At 63.0% G+C, this 22685-nt stretch carries 16 protein-coding genes and 1 tRNA gene; 10 read left to right on the top strand and 7 right to left on the bottom strand.

Annotation, left to right across the window (positions count from 1 at the left end; translation table 11 throughout):
• Positions 1–22: 22 nt before the first annotated feature.
• From R2N11_RS23545 to R2N11_RS23535, 3 genes are read left to right on the top strand one after another with little or no spacing between them, the layout of a single operon-like run.
• Complete coding sequence (locus tag R2N11_RS23545; RefSeq protein WP_316682589.1) at positions 23–1591, top strand: ABC transporter substrate-binding protein; 1569 nt, start codon at positions 23–25, stop codon at positions 1589–1591.
• Between the two features lie 7 nt (positions 1592–1598).
• Positions 1599–3491 (top strand): CMD domain protein, encoded by a 1893-nt coding sequence (locus R2N11_RS23540; RefSeq protein ID WP_316682588.1) that lies wholly within the window; start codon positions 1599–1601, stop codon positions 3489–3491.
• A complete protein-coding gene (locus R2N11_RS23535; RefSeq protein ID WP_199027474.1) occupies positions 3488–4078 on the top strand; it encodes a peroxidase-related enzyme in 591 nt (196 codons plus the stop codon). Before R2N11_RS23540 ends, R2N11_RS23535 begins: the two co-directional genes overlap by 4 nt.
• Before the next feature lie 73 nt (positions 4079–4151).
• On the opposite strand, the gene R2N11_RS23530 is transcribed toward R2N11_RS23535, so the two are convergent.
• Positions 4152–6449: a xanthine dehydrogenase family protein molybdopterin-binding subunit gene (locus tag R2N11_RS23530; RefSeq protein ID WP_316682586.1), complete on the bottom strand. Its 2298-nt coding sequence runs from the start codon at positions 6447–6449 to the stop codon at positions 4152–4154.
• Positions 6446–6913 (bottom strand): (2Fe-2S)-binding protein, encoded by a 468-nt coding sequence (locus tag R2N11_RS23525; protein WP_199027478.1) that lies wholly within the window; start codon positions 6911–6913, stop codon positions 6446–6448. Before R2N11_RS23525 ends, R2N11_RS23530 begins: the two co-directional genes overlap by 4 nt.
• A gap of 416 nt (positions 6914–7329) precedes the next feature.
• On the opposite strand from R2N11_RS23525, the gene R2N11_RS23520 reads away from it, so the two are divergent.
• Complete coding sequence (locus R2N11_RS23520) at positions 7330–8001, top strand: response regulator (protein WP_316682585.1); 672 nt, start codon at positions 7330–7332, stop codon at positions 7999–8001.
• 153 nt (positions 8002–8154) lie between these two features.
• A complete protein-coding gene (locus R2N11_RS23515) occupies positions 8155–8373 on the top strand; it encodes a hypothetical protein (RefSeq protein WP_199027482.1) in 219 nt (72 codons plus the stop codon).
• Positions 8374–8391: 18 nt separating this feature from the next.
• On the opposite strand, the gene R2N11_RS23510 is transcribed toward R2N11_RS23515, so the two are convergent.
• A complete protein-coding gene (locus R2N11_RS23510; RefSeq protein ID WP_316682584.1) occupies positions 8392–9075 on the bottom strand; it encodes a LuxR C-terminal-related transcriptional regulator in 684 nt (227 codons plus the stop codon).
• Between the two features lie 635 nt (positions 9076–9710).
• Here R2N11_RS23510 and R2N11_RS23505 point away from each other — a divergent pair.
• On the top strand, positions 9711–10247 hold the full coding sequence (locus R2N11_RS23505; protein WP_316682583.1) for an NUDIX hydrolase: 537 nt from the start codon (positions 9711–9713) through the stop codon (positions 10245–10247).
• Positions 10248–10271: 24 nt separating this feature from the next.
• Here R2N11_RS23505 and R2N11_RS23500 read toward each other — a convergent pair whose 3' ends face one another.
• The 3 genes from R2N11_RS23500 to R2N11_RS23490 form a co-directional block, all read right to left on the bottom strand.
• A complete protein-coding gene (locus R2N11_RS23500; protein WP_316682582.1) occupies positions 10272–13577 on the bottom strand; it encodes an autotransporter outer membrane beta-barrel domain-containing protein in 3306 nt (1101 codons plus the stop codon).
• Positions 13578–13935: 358 nt separating this feature from the next.
• A complete protein-coding gene (locus R2N11_RS23495) occupies positions 13936–14643 on the bottom strand; it encodes an outer membrane protein (protein ID WP_316682581.1) in 708 nt (235 codons plus the stop codon).
• 133 nt (positions 14644–14776) lie between these two features.
• A complete protein-coding gene (locus R2N11_RS23490) occupies positions 14777–15916 on the bottom strand; it encodes a M23 family metallopeptidase (protein WP_199027490.1) in 1140 nt (379 codons plus the stop codon).
• 292 nt (positions 15917–16208) lie between these two features.
• Here R2N11_RS23490 and R2N11_RS23485 point away from each other — a divergent pair.
• Positions 16209–16299: transfer RNA gene (locus R2N11_RS23485), tRNA-Ser, on the top strand.
• Positions 16300–16449: 150 nt separating this feature from the next.
• Here R2N11_RS23485 and R2N11_RS23480 read toward each other — a convergent pair.
• Positions 16450–16731 carry a DUF7696 family protein gene (locus R2N11_RS23480; protein ID WP_316682580.1) on the bottom strand — a complete coding sequence of 94 codons (282 nt, stop codon included), beginning with the start codon at positions 16729–16731 and terminating at the stop codon, positions 16450–16452.
• A gap of 516 nt (positions 16732–17247) precedes the next feature.
• Between R2N11_RS23480 and R2N11_RS23475 the strand changes: the two genes are divergently transcribed.
• The 3 genes from R2N11_RS23475 to R2N11_RS23465 all read left to right on the top strand — a co-directional run bounded on the left by R2N11_RS23475 (position 17248) and on the right by R2N11_RS23465 (position 22683).
• Positions 17248–19251, top strand: coding sequence for a CocE/NonD family hydrolase (locus R2N11_RS23475; RefSeq protein WP_316682579.1), 2004 nt, complete (start codon positions 17248–17250; stop codon positions 19249–19251).
• Between the two features lie 542 nt (positions 19252–19793).
• Positions 19794–21365 (top strand): methyl-accepting chemotaxis protein, encoded by a 1572-nt coding sequence (locus R2N11_RS23470; protein WP_199027508.1) that lies wholly within the window; start codon positions 19794–19796, stop codon positions 21363–21365.
• Positions 21366–21675: 310 nt separating this feature from the next.
• A complete protein-coding gene (locus R2N11_RS23465; protein ID WP_199027496.1) occupies positions 21676–22683 on the top strand; it encodes a hypothetical protein in 1008 nt (335 codons plus the stop codon).
• Positions 22684–22685: the final 2 nt, after the last annotated feature.

Raw genomic sequence — 22685 nt, 5'->3', positions numbered from 1 at the left:
AACAACTACAAAGGGAACAACCGTGAAACGCCTCCTAGCCTCGTCGCTTGCCGTTGCCCTGTTTGCCGCTGCTGGTGCTGCCGGCGCACAGACACTCAGCATCGGCTTTGCCGATCCGCTGTCGTCGCTCGACCCGCAACTGAACAACCATGCCGGCGACCGCTCTGTCGACGTGCACTTCTGGGACCTGCTGGTCGAGAACAAGTGGAACAAGCTGCAACCCGGCCTGGCGCTGTCGTGGAAGACGCTGGACCCGAAGACGTGGGAATTCAAGCTGCGCCCCGGCGTGAAATGGCACGACGGCCAGCCTTTCACGGCCGATGACGTCATCTTCTCGTACCAGCGCGCGCGCAGCGTGCCGGGCAGCGTGGCGACCTTCGCGGGCTATCTGCGCACGGTGGAATCGGTCACGGCCAAAGACCCGCTCACGCTCATCATCAAGACGAACATCCCGAACCCGGACCTGCCGCTGAACCTCGCCTCCGTGCACATCGTCAGCAAGCACGTGGGAGAAAAATCCGCCACTGAGGACTACAACGCTGGCCGCGCCGTCGTGGGCACCGGCCCGTACAAGTTCGTCTCGTATGTGCCGGGCGACCGCGTGGTCATGGCGCGCAATGACAACTACTGGGGTGGCAAGCAGATCTGGGAGAAGGTCAACTACCGCTACATCAACAACGCCGCCGCGCGCACGGCCAACCTGCTCTCGGGCGAGGTGGACGTGATCGACAAGGTGTCGGTGGCCGACCTCGCACGTCTGCGCCAGTCGCCCAACGTGAAGGTGTTCGCCTACCCCGGCCTGCGCGTGATGCTGCTGCAGCCGAGCTTCCGCAAGGGCCCGAACGAATACATCACGGGCAACGACGGCAAGCCGCTCGCCAACAATCCGCTGCTGGACGTGCGCGTGCGCCAGGCGCTGTCGCTGGCGGTTGACCGCAAGGCCATCGTCGACCGCATCTTGCAAGGCGCAGCCACTGTCGCCAACCAGTGGATGCCTGCCGACACGTACGGCTACAACCCCGACGTGAAGAACATTGCCTACGACCCGGCGCAAGCGAAGAAACTGCTGGCCGACGCAGGGTTTCCGCAGGGCTTCAACCTGATCATGCACGTGCCGAACGATCGCTACCCGCAAGGCCCGGAAACGGCGCAAGCGGTGGCACAGTTCTGGTCGCGCATCGGCGTGAAGACCAAGGTGGAGGTGGTGCCCTGGTCGGTCTACTCGGGCCGCGCCAACAAGAATGACTACGCGATGAGCATGCTGGCGTGGGGCAACGGCACCGGCGAGGCGAGCTACGCGCTGGTCAACGTACTGGCCACCGTCGACACCAAGAAGGGCCTGGGTGCATCCAACTGGGGCCACTACAGCAACGCGGCCGTGGACAACGCGCTGAACGCCTCGACCGAGGAATTCAACGTCGAGAAGCGTGCGGCCATCCTGCGCCATTCGGTCAAGCTCGTGTCGGACGACGTGGGCGTGCTGCCGCTGTACCACTACCAGAACGTGTGGGCTGCCAAGAAGGGCCTGAAGGTGACCCCGATGACCAGCGACCGCACAGCCGCGCAGATGGTTACCAAGGACGGCAAGTAAGCGCGCCATGGCTACGTTCGTGCTCAACGCCACGCCGGCGGATGACCTGATCGACGTGCAGCGCCGCATTGTCGTGACAGGCTTGGCGCCCGGCGCGCAGGTCGGCATCGTCGCGCAAACGCGTCGTGGCAACGGTGTCCTGTGGCACAGCCGCGCTGCTTTCGTCGCTGACGCGCAAGGCACCGTCGACCTGACCCGCGATGCGCCGGTCTCCGGCGACTACACAGGCATCAGCGCCATGGGCCTGATCTGGAGCCAGCGCCCGGAAGACGGCAAGGCGCGCGAGGTCTTCCCGCAACCAGTGACCGCGCCGCTGACGACCACGCTCACGGCCACCGCCGGCGGCGAGTCGATCCACGCGCGTTTCGTGCAGCGACTGGCAGCACCCGGCGTGACCCGCCACGAGGTGCGCGCATCGGACAATGATGAGGGCCTGGTCGGCACGCTCTACTTGCCGGACGCCTATGCCCACCCCGGCCCGCGCCCGGCGGTGCTGATCCTCAATGGCTCGGGCGGCGGTATCAACGAGCCGCGCGCGGCGCTGTACGCCTCGCACGGTTATGCGGCGTTTGCGCTGGCCTACTTCAAGGCGCCGGGGCTGTCGGACTACATCTCCAACACGCCGTTGGAGTACTTCGAGCGTGCACTCGCATGGCTGCGCAAGCGCGTCGAGCCGCTGCACGACTTTGTGGCAGTGAGCGGTCAATCGCGCGGCGGTGAACTGGCATTGCTGCTGGGTGCGACGTTTCCTGAGGCCGTGTCCGCCGTGATCGGCTACGTGCCGGGTGCAGTCGTGCACAGCGCACAGAATGCCGCCGACCCCGCCATCGGCCGTGAAGGCCCGACGTGGCTGTACCGCGGCCAGCCGCTGCCACACCTGTGGGAGGGCAACCGTACCGCTACGTGGGCACCATTCGATGAAGGCCCGGCGCCGCACCGGCATGAGCGCGCCATCCGCACCGCGCTGCAGGATATGGATGCCGTCGCCCGTGCACGCATCCGCATCGAACGCGCGCGTGGGCCGGTGCTGCTGCTCTCGGCCACCGACGACGGCTCCTGGCCCTCAGGCGATTACTCGCGCATGGTCACCGCCAAGCTGGCCGAGGTACGCCACCCCTACCCTGTGCAGCATTTCGACTATGAAGGCGCCGGCCACGCCATCGTCTTCCCGTACGTGCCGACCACACAGCTCGTCTACGCACACCCGGTGTCGGGCCGCATCAGTACCGGCGGCGGCGAACCGCGCGCCAACGCTCGTGCTGACGCGCAGTCGTGGGCCGCTGTACGTCGCTTTCTCGCCAGCGCGGTGGCTGCGCGCGGCGCCTCCGTACCCGATTCTCGGAGCCTTTCAACGATGGATTTCACGCCCGCTCAAGATGTTGTCGATCAGGTTGCCGGCCTGGACGACGGCGGCGCCACGCACGCGCTGCGTCACGCCCGCGAAAAGGTGGCGACCGCCACACAAGGCAGCTACGACGCCCTGTTCGACCCCGCTCTGCCCGGCCTCACGCTTGGTGAACGCCTGCTGGTGGCGCTCTATGCTTGCCGTCTGACGCCTGCCCCTGAACTGGCCGAGCATTACCGCGCGCGGCTGGCAGAAACGCAGGTCGATGCCACTACATTGCAGGCGGTCGACCACGGTGAAGTGGAAGCGCTGACAGATCCGCGTTTGCACGCCATCCTCACCTTCACGCGCACCCTCATCGAGCGCCCCATCGAAGGAGATCGCGAAGCATTGCAGAAGCTGCCCGCCGCCGGGCTTGCCACGACGGATGTCGTCACCCTCGCGCAGTTGATTGCCTTCCTCTCGTACCAAACGCGGTTGGTCGCCGGCCTGCGTGCGCTGGACGCAGCCGTCGGCCCCCATGCATCCGCAACTTCCACGGAGACTGCAGCATGACCGAGATCATCCGCGCCCACGGCTTCACCAACGAATCGCTGGAATGGCAGGCATGGCTCGATGTGGTGGACCTTGACCGCGCCACGCCCGAGCAGATCGCCGTGCTGGAAGAGAGCCACCCCAAGGCGAAGACGTCGGACTACTACCGCTTCCTCGTTCATCAGCCGGAGATCCTGCGCCAGCGCTCGGCAGCATTCAACGCGATCATGTACGCACCAGGCGGCCTGTCTCGCGCGGAGCGCGAACTCGCCAGCGCGGTGGTATCGCGCGTGAACGGCTGCGTGTACTGCGCATCGGTGCACGCGCAGCGCTTCGAGCAGCTTGCCAAGCGCAACGACGTGATCAAACAGGTCTTCGAAGACCCACACACCGCCGGCACCAATGCGCGTGAACGGGCCATCGCACTGTTCTCCATCGACCTGACACTGCGCCCCGGTGACATACGTGCCGAAGACCTGCAGCCGCTCAAGGCCGCTGGGCTGACAGATGCGGAAATCCTCGACCTGATCCACGCCGTGGCGATCTTCGCGTGGGCGAACCGGTTGATGCTGAACCTGGGCGAGCCGGTGTTTCCGGACGTCGCCTGAGTCCGTCTCCACCTCAAAGAAAAAACCGCAGGTTTTGAGCCTGCGGCTCTTTCTTTTCAACGCAGCTGCGTCACTACGCCATCGGCAACTGCCGCACCGGCTTGCCGGTCAACTGCGCCACGGCATGTGCCACCGCGGGCGCAATCGGCGGCACGCCAATCTCACCCACACCGGTCGGCTCTGCCGTGCTCGGCACAATGTGCGTTTCAATGACGGGCGCCTCGGCCATCTTGAGTGCTGGGTAGTCAGGGAAGTTCGATTGCACGACCTGCCCGTCCTTGATGTCGATCTTCCCGTACAGCGCCGCCGTCAGGCCAAAGATCACCGCGCTTTCCATCTGCTGCGCGACGATGCCTGGGTTGATGACCGTACCGCAATCCACCGCACACACAACGCGGTGCACACGCGGTTTGCCATCCTTCAACGACACCTCCACCACTTGCGCCACCACCGAGCCGAAGCTCGGGTGCAGCGCAATGCCGCGCGCACGCGGAGCGCCATCGGCGGCAGGCGGCAGCGGCTGCCCCCAGCCCGCAGCCTGCGCAGCTGTGTCAAGCACCTTCAACTCACGCGGATGCGCCTTCAGCAGGTCGCGCCGCATCGCCAGCGGATCCAGCTTGGCGGCAGCCGCCACGTCATTGAGGAAGCCCTCCATGAAGAACCCGTTATACGAGTGCCCCACGCTGCGCCAGAACCCCACCGGGATCGGCAAATCCACCGCCAGATGCGCAATGTGCTCGTGCTCGATCTCGTACGGCAGGTCGAACAGCCCTTCCGCGGTGTAGCGGTCGATGCCAGCGGAGGGCGCTCCAAACAGGCGGTCCAACTCGCCCGCCAGGATGGACTGCCCCGCACTGCGCGAGGCAATTGCCGTGATCTTGCCGTTCTCCACGCGCGCCTTCAGCCGTGCAATGGCGTGCGGGCGATAGAAGTCGTGCCGGACGTCCTCTTCGCGCGACCAGATGACCTGTACCGGCTTGCCTTCGGTCTTGGTGGCAATGGTGACGGCCTGGCTGATGAAATCGGACTCCAGCCGCCGCCCAAAGCCGCCGCCAATCAGCGGGATGTCGATGTGGACCTTGTCGCCGCTCACGCCCGCTGCACGTGCTGCCACCAGTTGTGCCAGCGTGGCGACCTGCGTGGGCGCCCACAGATGCACCCCATCCGCTGTCACCTGCGCCGTGCAGTTGATCGGCTCCATGGCCGTGTGCGCGAGATACGGTGCGGTGTATTCCGCTTCCACAAGCGTGGCGCCGTCAGCCTTGTCAAAGGCCTTCAAGCCGTCGCCGAGCGAGCGGTAGGTGAACCCACCCTTGTCGCTATCCAGCGCGCTGACGAGTTGCTGCCTGATGCCCGCGGAATCGAGCGTGGCATGCGGGCCGTTGTCCCACACGGGCTCAACGGTCGCCAGCGCCTGGCGCGCCTGCCAGTAGTGATCCGCCACAACGGCCACGCCAGGCGCACCGCCCGCCGAACCTTCAAACGGCACCACATAGCGCACACCCAGCATGCCGAGCGCCGCCTTCGACTGGAACGTCTTGAGCTTGCCGCCAAAGACGGGGCACATTACGACGGCGGCGTACAGCATCCCTGCCGGACGCGCATCGATGGAGAAGCGCGCGCTGCCATCCGTCTTGGCGACCAGATCATTGCGCGGCGCAGGCTTGCCGATCAACTGGTATTGCGAAGCCGGCTTGAGTACGACGTTGGACGGCGGTGCAATGGCGCGCGCAGCTTTCGCCATACCACCGAAGGTCGCCTGCTTACCGCCCGGGCCGATCAGCTGGCCATCGTGCACGCTTACCTGCGCGGCGGGTACGTTCCATTCGCGCGCGGCGGCCTCTACCAGCGCGGCGCGGGCCGTGGCGGCGGCTTCGCGCACCGGCTGCCAGCCGTCTGCCACACTGCTGCTGCCACCGGTGATGATGAGCCCGATCTCGCGCGCGCTCTTGGCCATGACCCAGTGCAGCGCGCGGGCCCAGGTCTTGTCTGCGCTGTCCGGGTGCAGCGGGAGTGAACTGTCCCCCATGGCGACCACGTTGCCGTAGATGCGCTCCACCGGCGACGTCTCGATACTCACGCGCGCCAGCGGAATGTCCAGCTCCTCCGCCGCTAGCATCGACAACGCGGTGTGAATGCCCTGCCCCATCTCCACGCGCGGCATGGCCAGGATGACGTTGCCCTCCGGGGTGATCTTGATCCACCCATTCAGGGCGACCTCGCCCCCGTGTTCGGGAAACAGCGCCGGATCGCCCACGCGGCTGCGCGGTGGCATCACGCCCCAGCCCACCACCAGCGCGCCGCCGACGGCCAACGCACCCAACAGGAAACGACGGCGCCCACTGCGTGGCTTGGTTGCCTTGGCGTTCATGCCTGGCCCTCCCGCAGTACCTTCGCCGCACGTTTGATGGCCGCGCGCACACGCGGATACGTGCCACAGCGGCAAATGTTGGTCATGGCCGTATCGATGTCAGCGTCGCTTGGATCGGGTTGCCGCGCCAGCAGATCCGCTGCGGCCATCAGCATGCCGGACTGGCAGTAGCCGCACTGCGGCACCTGCTCATCCACCCAGGCCTGTTGCAGCGCGTGGCGCTTGCCTTCGCCCCCGGCCAACCCTTCGATGGTAGTGATGCGCTTGCCCGCCACCGCAGCCACCGGCAACACACACGACCGTACGGCCGCCCCGTCCAGGTGAACCGTGCATGCACCGCACGCCGCAACACCGCAACCGAACTTGGTCCCGGTCATGTTCAGGTGATCGCGCAAGACCCACAGCAGAGGCGTAGCCGGGTCGCAGTCGACACTGACCGGCCGGTGGTTGACGTCCAATTCCATGAGGGTGGTCTCCTTGTTTTTGTGTTCTTTTTTGTGGCGAAAGCGTACGTTCAAACGCCTCCGCACCGCAATAGTGGAACGCCTCGATTCATGAGAATTCCGCAAAAGAATCAACGGGCTAGCAACGCGCAAAAGCGCATCGGCCTTCCGCAGGTATGCGCACTACGCACAACACGTGGACAGCCGTCGTGTGCCATGCGCTTGCGGCCATCGGCACAACGCCCCGAATAGGCCCAGTCCTACACTACGCCGCGCCGCTTTAGGACTGATCCGCTTTTCGCGTTTCCCTGGACTCAATACAGTCTGCGCATCGCCCTTTGCGCATGCGCGTGTCAGTGGTCATGCGCAACACCGGAACTTCCGTGGCGAGTTCGTCACAGAGAAACCGCAACCGCCCTGCAACACGCGCCATCATCATGAATCCCGTCCTGATCCGCGTCGCCATCGCCGACGACCACCCGGCCATCCTGTTTGGCGTCAAACATGAACTGGCCAGCCGCCAATCGATCTCGATCGATGGCCTCGTACGCAATTCGACCGAGCTGATCGAGCTGCTCGACCGCACACCCATCGACGTGCTTGTGTGCGACTACGCCATGCCTGGCGGCAGCTATGGCGACGGCATGGCATTGCTGACGCTGGTCCAGCAGCGTTACCCGCATGTGCGCATCGTGGTTCTGACGATGATGGAGAACGTGGCGATCCTCTCAGCGCTCATGACGGGTATCCAATGCATCGTCAGCAAATCCGATCTGACAAACCACCTGTCACTCGCCGTGCACGCCGCGTTTGCAAACGGCCGCTATGTATCGCCGACGATCGAGAAGATTCTGCGCACGCTGGAGCCAACCCACAAGGACGCGCCTGGCAATGCACAACTGACCAGCCGCGAACTCGAAGTCATCCGCCTGTACGTATCAGGCATGACGATCAACGAGATCGCCGCGCGCCTGAGCCGCAGCAAAAAAACCATCAGCACGCAGAAGAGCAGCGCCATGCGCAAGCTCAATATCCACCGCGAGGTGGACCTCTTCTACTACGGTGTTGAAACGGGCCTGATCCCGTCCGTCATGCGGCCGGCACGGTAACGCACGAGCCTTTCCTTATCCGGCCCGATCCGCCCCACTACCAGACAGGTCTGATAGACGGACCACTTTCCACCCCATAACGTAGATAGATTCGCGCCATGACACCGGTGCGACATGCGCAGCGCGCGCAGCGTTGCCATTGGAGACCAGATCATGAAGCAGACTGAACGAGACAACCTACGGCACATTCTGCTCGGCTTTGCCGAGTTGACGGCGCCGGCGCGCCACGCGTTTCTGGGCGCCATGAACGAATACCTGTTCTCGTCGCCGCAGCGCAGGCGGCAGATTGTCGAAGCCTGGAAGCAGCCGGACGCGCCCGCGCCAGACAAACCGCAACCGCGCAGTGTGCCGCCCGCCGAGCGGCCGGTCTGACCCCTCTGCGTTCAACGCTCAGTTGGCGTCACGCGGCGGCGTTTGCGATGACGACAACCAACCGTGCTCTTTGGCGTACGTGAAGAGATCTGCATCGCGCGAGATGCCGAGCTTTTCCATGGCCCGGTTTTTCTGGGTGCTGATGGTCTTCTTGCTGCGATTGAGCCGTTCGGCAATCTCATCCACCCGCAAGCCGGACACATACAACCGCACCACCTCTGCCTCGCGCGGGCTCAGCTCAGTCGATGCCGGAGCGCCGGCTCGCTGAGCCTCGCGTTCCTCCAGCACAGCAGCAACGGTTGGCGAGTGGTACTTGCCCCCCGTATGCGCGGCATGAATGGCAGGAACGAGATGCGACACCGCGTCGGACTTACTGACAATCGCACGGATGCCAATATCATCGAGCGAACCAAGGATGGCCGGACTGTCGAGCATTGTCAGCACGACAAGCTTCACTTGGGGAAAGCGCCGGCCAATGAAGCCAAACAGCGTAATGCCATCGCCATAGTCGCCCGTGGGCATGGCGTAGTCGGACACCAGCACATCGCACGGCGTCGACTCGAGCAGCTTGACGAGGTCAGTCGAGTTGGTGGCATGCCCTTTCAACACGATGGTGTCCACCGATGACAGCTCATGCGATATCCCGGCAATCATCCCCGGATGGTCGTCCGCCAACACCACGCCAATGCTAAAGCTGCTCATTCCTTCCCTCCTTTTGCCGACTGTCGGTCCGCTAGGCCTCAACAGACAATGCAATTTTACGATGAACGCTGTTCAACGGCACTCATGAGCGCAACGCCCCCCGATCGCCAGTCCACAGCGCAACGTACAAGGATTCCAGCAGGTCATGCGTTGGACTCTTGAGCCCGGCAAGTACCCGTCGGGTAGGCGCCTCTCACCAATGCTCTCGCGGCTCGTCTGCCTGCCGTCTACACGAGGGCACTGCGCAGACCGATCGCGCCATCCATCAGGCGACCAACCGATGGCACAACGCAAACCCCGGCCCGCTGCGGCCAAACCCGCGCAAGATGGTCGAACAGCACGTCGACTTCATTCGTGAATTTGATCGCGTTGCTGAAAACAGGATGGCCTCGATCGACGCCTGACCCGCCTCGATCTTGGAGAAATCGAGCACGTCGTTGATGCTGCCCAGCAGCGCGTGGCCGCCAGATTCACGGCTGGGCCGATCGCGCTGCCATCCACCGTGGCGATGGCCCCGTCAGCGCCATGAAAAGCGCCAGCACGGATGGTCAGCAAACCACATTCGCCCCTGTCCTATGCCATCACGCATTCGAATCGGACAAATCTCATTCAGCGCGCGGTGACTCTTCGAGAGAATGACGGTGCTGGATGCGCGGTCCACTCCCGCCGCCCAGCAACTTGTTTCAGACACTTTCCATTTCGCCGCCTCTGAGCGGCGGTTTTTTTATGTTCACCGCCATGGAAGCCCAACCATGAAAGAACGTGCAACCGTCCTCTGCAAACGCGGTGACCGGATTCTTCTGGTCGCCCGCCCCAGCGCACACTGGGTTCTGCCCGGTGGCAAACCGCACCGCGGTGAAACACTGGGCGACGCCGCCCGCCGTGAGTTGGCCGAGGAAACGGGCATCGTCTGCCGTGACGTACGCCCATTGTTCCAATTCGCTGGTGGCAACAAGCACCACCACGTATTCGTTGCCGACATAGAAGCCAGTGCAATCGCCCGCCCTGCTGAGGAGATTGCCCACTGCGCCTGGTTTGACAGACAGGCGATTGCGTCGATTGACTGCAGCCGACCGACGCCGCTCATCGTCAAACGCGCACTCAAAGTCCTCGACAACGAGCGCTACGTCATGGCCTACATGGAAGCGATGCTGCTCCAGGCAGCAGCCTAGACCGCCTCCGCCATTCAAGCCAACTCACCACGCCCAACGCACCCCCACGTTGCCCAGGATCGTGCGCTGGTGCTCGCCCCCCAGATTCGTGAGATAGCTGACCGTTGCATACGCGCTGCTGCGCTTGCTCAGCTGCGCGACCAGCCCCGCACCGACCTGCCCAGCCGTCTGGCCGACCTGCGAGCCAATCGTGGTACCCCCACCAAACGTGGTCTTGTCGTCCGAGCCGAACGAGCGCAGCACGTTCAAGCGCAGATACGGCTTCCAGTTGATCCCGTTCGAATCGAACGACCATTGCAGTCGCGCACCCACGCGGCCCAGAAACGTGTTGCCGTTGTTCCACGACACGTTCGAGATGCCATCGTTGAAATCCTTGAGCGACAACCGTTGCCAAACCAGTTGCGCCTGCGGCTCCAGCGTCAGTCCTTGGCTGAGCGGGATCGGTAGCCCGGCTTCGACAGAGCCTGTAATAGCGTTACCGTTGGTGGAACCGTGCACGTTATCGTTTGAGCTTGTACGCACCGTCAGTGCACTGCCCATCAGCACCACATCGGTATACCAGCTGCTCGGCGCAACGTGCGTCCAGTAGCCGCCCAGGTTGTAGCCGTTGACCTGCAGCGAGCCAACCCCCATGTTCTGCTGGGCCAACGCGAAACCGTTCACGTCGCCCACCGCACGCGAGAAGCCCAGCAGCACACCGTAGTGGTTGCGATGGCCGTTCTGCTGAATGTCCGCGTACAGATCCTGGCCAACCTGCATGCCCCACAGCGTGCCATCAAACGACGGGGTCACGTCGCCCTTCTGCTTGATGTTGGTATTGCCCCCCCACACACGGGCCCATGAGGCCGGCACGGTGCCGTTCTCGGTCAGCAAGCCCTGCTCGCCCTGGCGATCGTGGAACGTATCGATCTGCAGCAGCCCGAGTTGACGTGCGACAGCTGGCGCTTCTGAATACAGCGGCACCTCCGGGCGATAGATGGGCAGTGGAGCAGCTCCCGGCGCTGCGTCTGCAATCGCCTCGACGATCGAGGTCGGCGTGCCTTCAGCCGGCGTGATGGGAGGCACCGGCGCAGGCGTCGGAGTCGGGGCTGGCGCGGGGGAAATCGTGTTACGCAGATACCAGTTGTTACCAGTGCCGCTTGATGCGCCACCCTTGGCCAGGAAGTACGTATAGGCCCCGGCACTGACTGAGCCGCCCGACAGCGTGAAGGCATTCGCACTGGTCGTCGCGCCATTGATTGCCTGCACGACCTGAATGCCGTCGGCGATCGTTTGCGCGCCCGCCCCACCCGCGTTCGTCACCTTGAGCGCGCTTGAGCCGCTTGCAGTGCCGCCACTCACAACGAGTTTGTCCGATGCTGAGCCATCGCCCGCCAGTACCGAGTTCAGCGCGATCGTCGCGTTCTGACCGGTGTAGTTACCCGCCACGGTCAGCGTGTTGCCGACCCCGCTGCCACCAAGCTGCGCAAGTCCGGCGTTCGTCAGGTTGCCGTTGATCTGGAAGTTGCCGGTTGCGCCGCCGGCCAGGCTGGCCAACGCGTTTGCGACTGCGATCGTGCCATTGTTCGTCACGTTGCCGGTGACGCTGCCATAGCCGCCAAGCGTCGCGCCACCTGCCACCGACACCGCGCCGCCGCCAGAGAGTGCCGCCGATGCACTGGAGCCATCGCCGACAACAAGGGTGCCGCCATTGACGTTGGTACCGCCGGCGTAGCTGTTTGTGCCGTTCAGCGTGAGGACACCGCTGCCGAGCTTGGTCAGCGAACCCGTTCCGGTGATGTTCTGCGCGACCGTGGAATTGAAGCCCTGCGTATCGATCGTGCCGTTGTTGGCCGTGATCGACACCGCGCGGCCGGGTGTCAGGTTGAATGTGCTGCCGAGTTGTAGCGTACCGCCGTTGAACTCGAGTCCGCCCGAGGACGCGCCCAGTGCATTGTCTGCGGCCACCGACAACGTACCCTGCGTAATGGTGGTGCCGCCCGCGTAGGTATTGCTGCCAGACACGGTCAAGGTACCCGCGCCGGTTTTCTCAACCGCACCAGACCCGCTGATGGTGCCTGTGTAGGTGCCGGCGCTGTCCTGCTGGAAGCGCACGAGCCCATTGTCAGTCACGGACAGTGGCAGGTTCGACGCATTCGCCTGCAGCGTAGCGCCATTGTTAACGGTCGCAACGACGGAGGCCGTGGTCGCGCCAAGCGTGCCCGTCAGGTTGAGCGTGCCGCTCTGCACCAGCGCGGTCGAAAACGTACCGGTGCCCGCCCAGGTCCAGGCCGTCCCGGCCATGGTCAGGCTCTGGAAGTTGGTAAACGCGTTGGACGCCGTGCCCGTACCTTGCAACGTCACGGTGTTGGTGCCCGCGCCGCCGTTGGCGGCACCGATAATCTGCGAGCCGGTCTGCAGGATCAGCGTCACATTGCCATTGCCGCCCTGAATGGCCGTGCCACCACCGCCCTGGATCAGCCCTGCGTTGGTGATTGTCGTGGCGCCATTGGTTGAGCGCACACCAATACCGTTGCTGCTGATGATCTGGCCGCCAGTCTGGTTGTTGATGGTTGCCGTAAACGAGCTGCCGAGTGTGTTCGACACCACCGCATCAACGCTGCCGCTGCTCGATGCGGTACCTGTCGTCTGAATCGTGCCGCTGTTGTTCAGCGTGTCGTTATTGCCCTGCATATAGACGGCCGGGGCATCCCTGCCGTTGGAAGTCAGCGTACCGCTGTTGTTGACGGTGCCGTTACCGCCGAGCAACGACACGGCGCGCGCATTGCTTCCAGACGTCGTTACCGTGCCGGTGTTGGTAATCGTATTGCCCGAGGCACCCGGATTGCTTTGGCCCCACGCGGCAGTCATCCCATACGAATTGGCGCCCGTCGTTGTAATGGAGCCATTGTTGACAAGCACGTTGTTATTGCCGTTAGCGGCCATGCCATCGTTGTACGTGCCGGTGGTCGTGATTACACCGGTTGCACCATTGGTGATCGTGTTGTTGTTATTCACCCCGATCAGCATGGCACCGCGGTTTGCAACACCAGTGCCGTTACCAGACAGCGAGAGATTGCCGTTGTTGGTGATTGCGCTTTGCGTGTCGACAGAAAATGGCGTCGGCGTTGTCGCCAACGCATAGCTGCCAGTGGCCGTTGAATCAATATTGATGGTGACGTTGGTACTGCCCGCAACCGCATTCACCGATGGAATGCCCGGATTCGAGCAGGTGACGGTCGTACCACTGGCCGGTGCTGTTGACGAACAGGCGGCGTAGGCGCCCACCGGCATCGTACCGGTGATCATCGCTATCCCACCAACACCCAGACTCCACGCATTCTTATTCATTTTTCTCTCTCGCAATATGACGGGGGCTATTGCTACGAATTGTTGCGTCAGTGTTTATATCACCGGTCTAGATTGGCTCGCAAGGACTGGAAAATGCGGCGAAGATCGATTTGCAGTCCTAACCAAATCGGCCTAGATTCCTTTGCTGTGCTCACAAATGGCGCCCGCCCCGGAACCCTTGACGAAGGCGGCAATTGCGCATGATTTCGCGTAAACGAAAATCGCTCGGACTTGCAATCCGAGCGATTTTTTTTGCAGGCCGTTGTGACAACGCCCGAAGCTCGTCAACGCTCCGGGCGCAAAACCAACATGACGGGTTTCCCCCTGTGGGGATTAGGAAACCATCGCAAACAGATATTTAGAACTTGTAGCGCGCACCGAGGTAGATTTCATGCGAGACCAGCTTGGCACGCAGCATTTCGTCTTGCATGCCGACAGCGTTGGTGAATGCATTCCAGCCGCTTTCCGTCTTGCCCATATCGACATAGCGATAGCCCAGGTCCAGGGTCAGCTTCTTGATCGGGGAGTAAGAAACACCCACACCCAGCGACCACGCCAGATTGGTCTGGCTTGCGGCGTTGAAAGGACCACCAAAACCATTGGCCGGGTTGATCTGAGCGCCTTCCGATTTCAGCATGGCCAGACCCAGGCCGCCCATGGCGTACACCGACACGTTCTTGGCAACCGCGAAATCGCGGTACACATTGGCCATCACGCGCCGCGATTTGATGTCGTGATAGTTGTTACTGGGCCAACGGGTCGAACCGCTCACAAAGGAATCGGTACGCGGCAGCGTGTATTCACCTTCAACACGCCAGCCGTTGGCGAAGTCGTAACCCAGAGCGAACGAGCCCGTGATGAGATTGGCGCTGTCGTCAATCGAAACGAAACTACCGATCCGCGGTCGGGCAGTGGAAGCCATGTCGTCGGCCTTGTGCTTGGCACCCACGATGCGAGCAGCGCTGTAGTAGCCCTCTTCCTTTGAAGCATCGGCGGCGGCTTGGGCAAATGCCGCGCCCGAGAACAGCAGCGCCAGCGCGCCAGGCAGTGCAAGAGTCTTGATCATGAAAACGGTCGTTGAAACGATGAGAGGAGAGAGGCATTCATCGTAGAAAGCACACCGTTTCCGTTGAACCCGGTTGGCTACGGGTGGCACCTCCGTAGCGCTACGGAGGCGGACCGCAGACCTGGCATGTGCATTAACACACGTTGTTCTGGGTGGCAGATGCCGCCACCACCGATGCTGGCCCGGCACCGGCAAGACGCATCATCGCCAAGGTAGCAACGCGCTGGAATGCCGCCAGCTGATCGCCGCGTAGCGCTTGCGTGCTTGCCTTGCGAATCAAGGCAAGTGGATCGATAGGCCGATCGTCACGACGGACTTCGAAATGCAGGTGCGGCCCGGTCGCCGTTCCGGTACGGCCAACCGCACCAATGCGCTGAGTGCGCTCGACGGGCACTCCGACCCGCAACTTGGGTTCGATCTTGGAGAGATGCGCGTAGTAGGACGTGTGGCCATCTGAATGCCGAATGACCACATATTTCCCGTAGCCACGCCGCTCATTGCCGATGTGCGCAACCACGCCCGCCTCGGACGCATGCACAGCCCTGCCGATCGGCGCCGCAAGGTCAACGCCGGAATGTCCGTGATGGGCACCCGTAACAGGATGCGTGCGTTCGCCGAAATCCGAACTGATACGCGTCGCCTGAACCGGCAAGGTAAAGCGCAGCCCCGCCATGAGCGTGCCGTCGAATCGGTAGTAGTCGCCCTGCGGATGCTCGTTCGTTGCAAACCAGACGCCCGCATAGTGCTTGCCCTGGAACCGCACCTCGATCGCGGTCAGACGGAGTGCCTGCTCGCAGCAGGCTTCTGCAACCGGTTCATAGGCGACACGGAAGTAGTCGCCCGCCGCACCTCGCGCCGACATGTCGACCCTTCCACGAAACAGTCGCGTGATCTGCTGCAACAGGTCGCCCGGCAGGTCTGCGCGCGTGAGTGCCTTGCGGAACGTGCTCGCGATCTCGCCCGCTCGCATGCCAGATTGAAAATCTGCCGTCGGTGACTGCACCGCAGATGCGCCCCACGGCGCATGAGAGGGATTGGAGAAACGCACATCGACAAGGTTGCCGGCCGTCGGCCTGAATGCCACGTTCGAGACTGCAGGCGCATCCGCTACCGGCGTCACACCCAGTGCGGGTGCGGGGATGACTGCCGTCATGGACCCGTATAGCAGGGCAAAACAAGCACATAGCGACCGTCGGACTCGACGCGCCGGGACGACATTGCCCGCAGGGCGACCTTGTTCGCGTGCGAGACGGGAACGCAGGTCGAACCGCATGGCGTCATCACTCGCTTGAGAATTGAGAAACAGAAAATCGGGTCATGCCGCACGACACAAAAATTTGCGTCACGCAAGGCATGGAGGTCGAATGTACCGATGCGCCCCTTGCGGGTGTATAAGACCTGTCCGATTTGGCACGATGAATTGCCCGCTGATTGGCGGCAGCGTGTTGGGAGGTGGCCCATGGCTCGCTTCCCATGAGATTCGGGCCTTTGCATCACGGAACTTTAGCGACGATCGCGTGCAGGGCTTGGCGTCCTTGTCCGGTGTGCTACAATCGCGGGCTTCCGGAGAGATGGATGAGTGGTTGAAGTCGCACGCCTGGAAAGCGTGTATAGGTTAATAGCCTATCAGGGGTTCGAATCCCCTTCTCTCCGCCAGAATTCACGCAAAACGCCCGCCCACGCGGGCGTTTCTGTTTTCTGACTGACGTTTCGATCCACAAAAACAAAAGACCCAGTCTCCCGACAGGGCCTTTTGCATCCCACGCGCCAACACGTCACGCGTGCCGGCATCCCCCTCGCATCACCTCAGTGCAGCGTCGCCGGCGCTTCGGTCAGCAACAGCGTCTGCGTCACCTGTTCGCGGATCGACTGGGCCTTCATCAGCAGGCGCAACGCAATGTCCGCACCGCGGCTGGCGGCCACACGTTCAATGAAGGCGGAACGTGCGCGCTCGTTCAAGGTGGCCACATGCGCCGCTTCTGACCACACCTGCCAGGCAGCGGGCTGACCGGCAAACTGCTGGCGGCGGCGCAGCAGGTCTGAATCAATGGCAGCGGCAATTTCGACGTCCTGAATGGTGCGGTTCATGGTGGCCCCCTTCTGTCTGTACGTTGCGCCCTGTGCCGGGCAGGTCTGACCGAATTACGCAACGTCCATGCCAGTTTCAATGGCAGGGCGATGGCCGCCGTCTTGCCCCCAATCGCACACCGGACGCACCTGTTTGAAACGCAATACCGACAAGCATTTGCGCGCCACACCCCTACGTCGGTGGGGTACAAGTTTCTCTTCCGAACATGGCGCGTCACGCGTGTTTCCTTCACGTTCGTTACGCAGCGCGTTACGTAACGCGGCGACCGTTTCGGGCCAGGAACGCGCGGATCTGGCGGCGCCAAGCCCGTCGCGTGCTGTATGTCGATAGGCATGCTTGGTGCTTCATCGATTGCGCCCAAGCCGCTGGCGCGTGGTCGACCGTGTCACCCACCCTTCCTCGTACAGCCCTTCCGCTTGACCAGCTTCCTGATCGGGAGCGACTTGCCGTATGCCGCCCCTCGGCATGCCGGCCATCCCCCCAAACAAATAAGAGCAGTCAGAAGGAGACATCCCATGCAGATGGGCAACCCACGTGTGCGGCTGGGCCGCATGTTGACGTCAGCGCTGTTGTGCGCGGCACTCGCGCTGTCGGGCTGCGGCGGCGATAGCAGCAGCGTCGCCGCAGCCGGCAGCACCCCCGCCGATTCAAACACCATTGCGCCGCCGATCAAGCCAGCGGCGGCCAACTGGACCACGCTTGGCACACGCGCCACGCTCGCACAACCCGGCACGTCCATTACGACCAACGCAAGCGCCAAGTGGATCGACTACAACCCACCGATGCTCTACGCCGGTATCGCACGGCAAGCCACGCAGTACATCACGATGCCGGACGGCACCAAGCTGGCAGCCTATGTCACGCTGCCGGCAGACGCCTCGGGCAACCCCGCCACTGGTGCTTTCCCAACGGTACTCGTGCAGACCTCGTACAACGGCGGCAACGCACAGTACACAGCGTCGATCGGCACCGCGCTGGGCGGAGCCGACCCCTACATCGTCCAGCATGGCTATGCGACGGTGGTGGTGGATGTGCGCGGCACAGGCCAGTCGCAAGGCACGTGGGATGCATTTGGGGCGGATGAGCAGAGCGACTACGGCCACGTGGTCGACTGGGTCACGCAACAGCCATGGAGCAACGGCGCGATCGGCCTGTACGGCGTGTCGTACCTCGGCATTACGACCGTCATCACGGCGGCGCAGAACCATCCGGCAGTCAAGGCGGCGTTCCCCATCGTGCCGATTGGCGACGGCTACCGCGACATCGTCTTCACCGGCGGGCAGACCAATCTGACATTCATCCCGGCGTGGTTCGGGCTGGTGTCAGTGCTGAGCCTGACCGATCCGACACTGGTGACCAACCCGACGATCGGCCTGCCCGCGGTGCTGCAACACCTGGTGTCTGCGGTGACGACATTCCAGTTGCCGACCATGCTGCAAGCCTTGCTTGGCACGACCACCACTGCGTATGACGGCGCATTCTGGGCAACGCGCTCACCGCTGGAGAACGACGGCAAGATCAAGGTGCCCACCTTCGTGGTCGGAGGCCTGCACGACCTCTTCCAGCGCAGCGAACCGCTCACCTACGAAGCCATCAAGACGCAGGCGCCGGCCAAGCTGCTGATCGGCCCATGGACGCACTTGCAGGCAGCGTTAGGCAGCGGGTTGCCGGTCGATGGCGTGCCGCTACTCAACCACATTCAGTTGCAATGGTTCGATCAATATGTGAAAGGCATGAACGTGGGCGCCGACGCGTTGCCCAATGTCACCCAGTACGTAACCGGGTATGGCCACTACGCTACCGCGACCGACTGGCCGCATCCGCAGGTGCAGGCGCAAGCGCTCTATCTGCGGGGCGACAAGAGCCTGTCGGCCAGCGCACCGGGGGCCAATGAAGCCGCCAACCAGGTGATTCAGCAACCGCTGAACGGCGCGTGCTCGATCAGCCTTTCGCAATGGACGGCGGGCCTGACCGGCTTTCTCCCACTGCCGTGCCAGACTGACGACGCCCTTGCCGAGGCTGCTGACGTGAAGTTCGAGACACCGCCCATGCCGGCGGATACCTATCTCAACGGCCCGATCGAAGCCGATGTGTGGGTCTCCACCACCGCACTCGATGCCGGCGTGTCGGTACGCATTGATGATGTGGACGCGGCGGGTAACGTGACGCCGCTCACTGATGGCATCCAGACGGCTTCACTGCGTGCGGTGGATGCCAGCCGCTCTCGCATGATGAACGGGCTGATGATCCAGCCGTGGCATCCGTTCACGCCGGACTCCGTGCAGCCGCTCACGCCGGACAAGGCCGTGCTGGTGCCGGTGGAGGTGTTCCCAACCAGCGCACTGATCGCCAAGGGCCACAAGCTGCGCGTGGCCGTGGGCGCGAGCAACCTCCCACAGGGCGTGCCGCCGCTACCCACCTTGCTCAACTCGCTGATCGGTGTACTGACGATCTATGGCGACGCAGCGCACCCGTCCAGGGTTGTGCTGCCGGTCGTGCCGGCATCCGCCCTTCAGTAAACGAGATTCATTCGCACGAATGGCCCGCCTTCTAGGCGGGTTTTTTGGTTTACACACAAGCAACGGCAGAAATATGTAAGCGGATTAATACATCAATCGAAAACGTTTCTCATATGAACCAACGAAGAAAAAATCGATTCATACCTGACATAAATTAATCAAGATAAGGTATTTATTCTCCACTTGGCGCCCGATCCGCAAAATCCATCACACAATCCAGAATTGTGGAGCGCCCCAGAGCAAACAAAGCGCTAGGCCTTATAGATCAAGGCCTCCACAGCCCTAGAAAGAACTAAGTGGAAACCTGCACAAAATTGATGTTCAGGATTTCCAGACCCCGCCGATAACCCCGTGAAGATCATCTGAATCAGGCTGGAATAACCAGTCTCACCTACCCCAACGGGGACGCTTTCGAAGTCCGCAGGAAACAGCAATAAAACGGTGGCAGGTTCACCCGCCTCTCTCGTGCCATACCGGGTAGCCAAGCCAATCATGATTGCATCCATCTTGTAAGACTGGAGGACGCTGTGAACCTTTCCCAGATGACCATCAAGGCCAAGCTCACCGCAGGCTTTGGCGTGCTGGCAGCCATCGTCGTCGTGGTATCAGGCATGTCGTTGCACGCGCTGTCCAATTCGACAGAAGGCTTTTCCAATTTCGTGCACGGCGTCAACGCCCGTGCCGCAGTCGCCACGGAAGTGCGTACAGCGGTGGATCGCCGCGCCATTGCCGCACGCAACCTCGTGCTGGTGGTCACCCAGCAAGACCTGGAACTGGAGAAGGCCGACGTATTCCGCGCGCACGAAGATGTGCAGAAGCAACTCAAGCTACTCAAGGAGCTGATTACCAACGCCAAGGACTCCACCGATCGTGCCCGCGCGCTGGTGGCCGATATCGACAGCGTGGAGTCGCGCTATGGCCCAGTGGCGACCGATATCGTGTCGCTGGCACTCGCTGGCAAGCGCGAGGAAGCCATCCAGAAAATGGATAACGACTGCCGCCCGCTGCTGGCCGCGCTGGTCAAGGCCACGGAAGCCTACGCTGCCTATACCCGCGAGCGCCAGGAACAGCTTGTGCAGGACTACGACGCAAACTACGCCAACCAACGCAACATGCTGATCGCGCTGTCGGTTGGTGCGGCACTGCTGGCAGTCATTGCGGGTGCGATCATCACGCGCTCGATCACGCAGCCGATCCGTGTTGCCGTGGACGTGGCCAAGACCGTGGCACGCGGCGATCTGAGCAGCCGCATCGACGTGCGCGGCAAGGATGAAACGAGCCACCTGCTCTCAGCCCTGCGCGACATGAACGGCCGCCTGACGGAGATCGTCGACAAGGTGCGCGACAGCAGCGGCAGCGTGGCCGGTGCAGCCAAGCAGATTGCCGCCGGCAATGCCGACCTGAGCCAGCGCACGGAAGCACAGGCGTCGTCGCTACAGGAAACGGCCGCCAGCATGGAAGAGCTGACCTCCACCGTGAAACAGAACGCCGACAACGCACAGCAAGCCACGGTGCTGGCAGCCAACGCATCGGAAGTCGCGCAGAAAGGCAGTACCGTCGTCAGCCAGGTGGTGTCGACCATGCAGGACATCAGTGACCGCTCCAGCAAGATTGCCGATATCACCGGCATCATCGAGGGCATTGCCTTCCAGACCAACATCCTGGCGCTGAATGCTGCGGTGGAAGCCGCGCGCGCGGGCGAGCAGGGCCGTGGCTTTGCGGTGGTCGCCAGCGAGGTGCGCAGCCTGGCGCAGCGCTCGTCCACGGCGGCCAAGGAGATCAAGGAACTGATCGCCTCGTCGGTGGAGCGCATTCATGATGGCTCCACATTGGCAGGCGAGGCAGGCCACACCATGACCGAAGTCACGCAGGCCGTGGCGCGCGTTACGCACATCATGGAAGAGATTGCCGCTGCGTCAATCGAACAAAGGCGCGGCATCGAGCAAGTCAACCAGGCGATCTCGCAGATGGACGAAGTCACGCAGCGCAATGCAGCACTGGTGGAAGAAGCTGCAGCTGCCTCGCAATCGCTGCAGGATCAGGGGCAGGAGCTCAACGCGGCGGTAGCCTTCTTCCGCATTGATCCGCAAGCCGCGCATACCGCGCACGCCTGAGCCGCACACCGTATTCTCCAAGCCGTCATTGAGCCCGCTGCCGAGAGGTCGCGGGCTTTTTTCTTTGCCTTCGGGGCTGCGCTGCACACCCGTTCCGTGTCTTTCGTTAGGCCGTCGTTCGTAACTTCCGCTGCATTGGCGAACCCGCACACGCGACGCAAAGTGAGTTTGTCGCGCCCGACAAAAGAGGCGTGGCAAGCCCGGGCTGCGCACAGCCCGCCCCGCCCACGAAGGCCACCATGCAACCGAACATCCCACACTTGCGGGGCCACCCCTTCTGCGCCGCCATGCCGCGCGATGGGAGGCCGGCATGATCCCGCTCACCCTCGTGCAGTGGTTTCGCGCCCGCCCGGTGCCGCACAAGCTTCCGGGCGCAGCACTTGCCGACCAGCTGCGCGAAGAATGCGAAGCCATGGCGCGCTATGCCCTGCACCACGGGCTGCCGGTGGCGCCGGAGATCATTGCTCAGCTCGGTGGCCTGATCGATCGGCAACTGCCAGCGCATGCGTCCCCCCACCACGCGCTGGCCGCCATCCACCGCAAGCTGGCGGCCACCATTGCCCCCGCCACACCGCAGGCAGTCACACTGCTCGACGCGCAGCACCGCAGCGACCATCCTCTCGCCTGGCTAGGGCCAGTGCCGCTGATCCGGCTGCTGACCAGCGCCGCCATCGTTTTCCTGATCGCGGTGATTGCCACGGGCATGTCGCCCGACGTGTCGAGCGAGAACATCGACCGCGGCTTCCTACAGTCTGACGGCACGCGCCTGTTGTGGAACACGCTGTTTCTGCTGTTCTGTGCGGGGCTGGGCGCATCGTTTGCCACGCTGTTCCAAGCGCACCGCTACGTGGCAGCCTCCACCTACGACCCGAAGTACGACGCCTCCTACGGTGCGCGATTGATCCTCGGGGTCATTGCGGGATTGATCCTGGTAGAGATGCTGCCCGCGCAGTTGTTCGACCGCGGCAGCATGCACAACTTCGGCAAGCCCGCGATGGCCATGCTGGGCGGTTTCTCGGCCACGGCCGTGCATCGGTTGCTGCAGCGGCTGGTGGATGCGCTGGAGACCCTTGTGCGCGGCGACCGCTCAGCTGATGCCGACGCCGCCATGCAGACCTACCGCGCCCGCGCCGCCAGCGAGCGCACGCAATGGCAGAGCGAACTCGCCGCCAATCTGATTGACCTGCAGCAGTCGCTCGACGGCAGCGCCTCGCCCGAGGCCATGCGCCAGCGCCTGGCCGACTTCACGCGCGCCATGCTGGCCGCCGGCGACCCCACGACCTCTGCCCCTCTCAACCCCCGGCCATTCAAGGAGTGACC

It is taken from the genome of Ralstonia flaminis (assembly GCF_958415495.1).
Classification (GTDB): domain Bacteria; phylum Pseudomonadota; class Gammaproteobacteria; order Burkholderiales; family Burkholderiaceae; genus Ralstonia; species Ralstonia flaminis.
This window is presented reverse-complemented; position numbering and strand designations above follow the sequence as displayed.

What these genes read in the sequence shown, in the direction of transcription:
- R2N11_RS23505 (WP_316682583.1), top strand. Translation starts at nt 9,711, where the DNA reads ATGACGGTGCTGGATGCGCGGTCCACTCCCGCCGCCCAGCAACTTGTT.
- R2N11_RS23480 (WP_316682580.1), bottom strand. Translation starts at nt 16,731, where the DNA reads ATGAACCGCACCATTCAGGACGTCGAAATTGCCGCTGCCATTGATTCA.
- R2N11_RS23535 (WP_199027474.1), top strand. Translation starts at nt 3,488, where the DNA reads ATGACCGAGATCATCCGCGCCCACGGCTTCACCAACGAATCGCTGGAA.
- R2N11_RS23510 (WP_316682584.1), bottom strand. Translation starts at nt 9,075, where the DNA reads ATGAGCAGCTTTAGCATTGGCGTGGTGTTGGCGGACGACCATCCGGGG.
- R2N11_RS23515 (WP_199027482.1), top strand. Translation starts at nt 8,155, where the DNA reads ATGAAGCAGACTGAACGAGACAACCTACGGCACATTCTGCTCGGCTTT.
- R2N11_RS23525 (WP_199027478.1), bottom strand. Translation starts at nt 6,913, where the DNA reads ATGGAATTGGACGTCAACCACCGGCCGGTCAGTGTCGACTGCGACCCG.
- R2N11_RS23465 (WP_199027496.1), top strand. Translation starts at nt 21,676, where the DNA reads ATGATCCCGCTCACCCTCGTGCAGTGGTTTCGCGCCCGCCCGGTGCCG.
- R2N11_RS23530 (WP_316682586.1), bottom strand. Translation starts at nt 6,449, where the DNA reads ATGAACGCCAAGGCAACCAAGCCACGCAGTGGGCGCCGTCGTTTCCTG.
- R2N11_RS23520 (WP_316682585.1), top strand. Translation starts at nt 7,330, where the DNA reads ATGAATCCCGTCCTGATCCGCGTCGCCATCGCCGACGACCACCCGGCC.
- R2N11_RS23475 (WP_316682579.1), top strand. Translation starts at nt 17,248, where the DNA reads ATGCAGATGGGCAACCCACGTGTGCGGCTGGGCCGCATGTTGACGTCA.
- R2N11_RS23470 (WP_199027508.1), top strand. Translation starts at nt 19,794, where the DNA reads ATGACCATCAAGGCCAAGCTCACCGCAGGCTTTGGCGTGCTGGCAGCC.
- R2N11_RS23495 (WP_316682581.1), bottom strand. Translation starts at nt 14,643, where the DNA reads ATGATCAAGACTCTTGCACTGCCTGGCGCGCTGGCGCTGCTGTTCTCG.
- R2N11_RS23500 (WP_316682582.1), bottom strand. Translation starts at nt 13,577, where the DNA reads ATGAATAAGAATGCGTGGAGTCTGGGTGTTGGTGGGATAGCGATGATC.
- R2N11_RS23490 (WP_199027490.1), bottom strand. Translation starts at nt 15,916, where the DNA reads ATGCGGTTCGACCTGCGTTCCCGTCTCGCACGCGAACAAGGTCGCCCT.
- R2N11_RS23540 (WP_316682588.1), top strand. Translation starts at nt 1,599, where the DNA reads ATGGCTACGTTCGTGCTCAACGCCACGCCGGCGGATGACCTGATCGAC.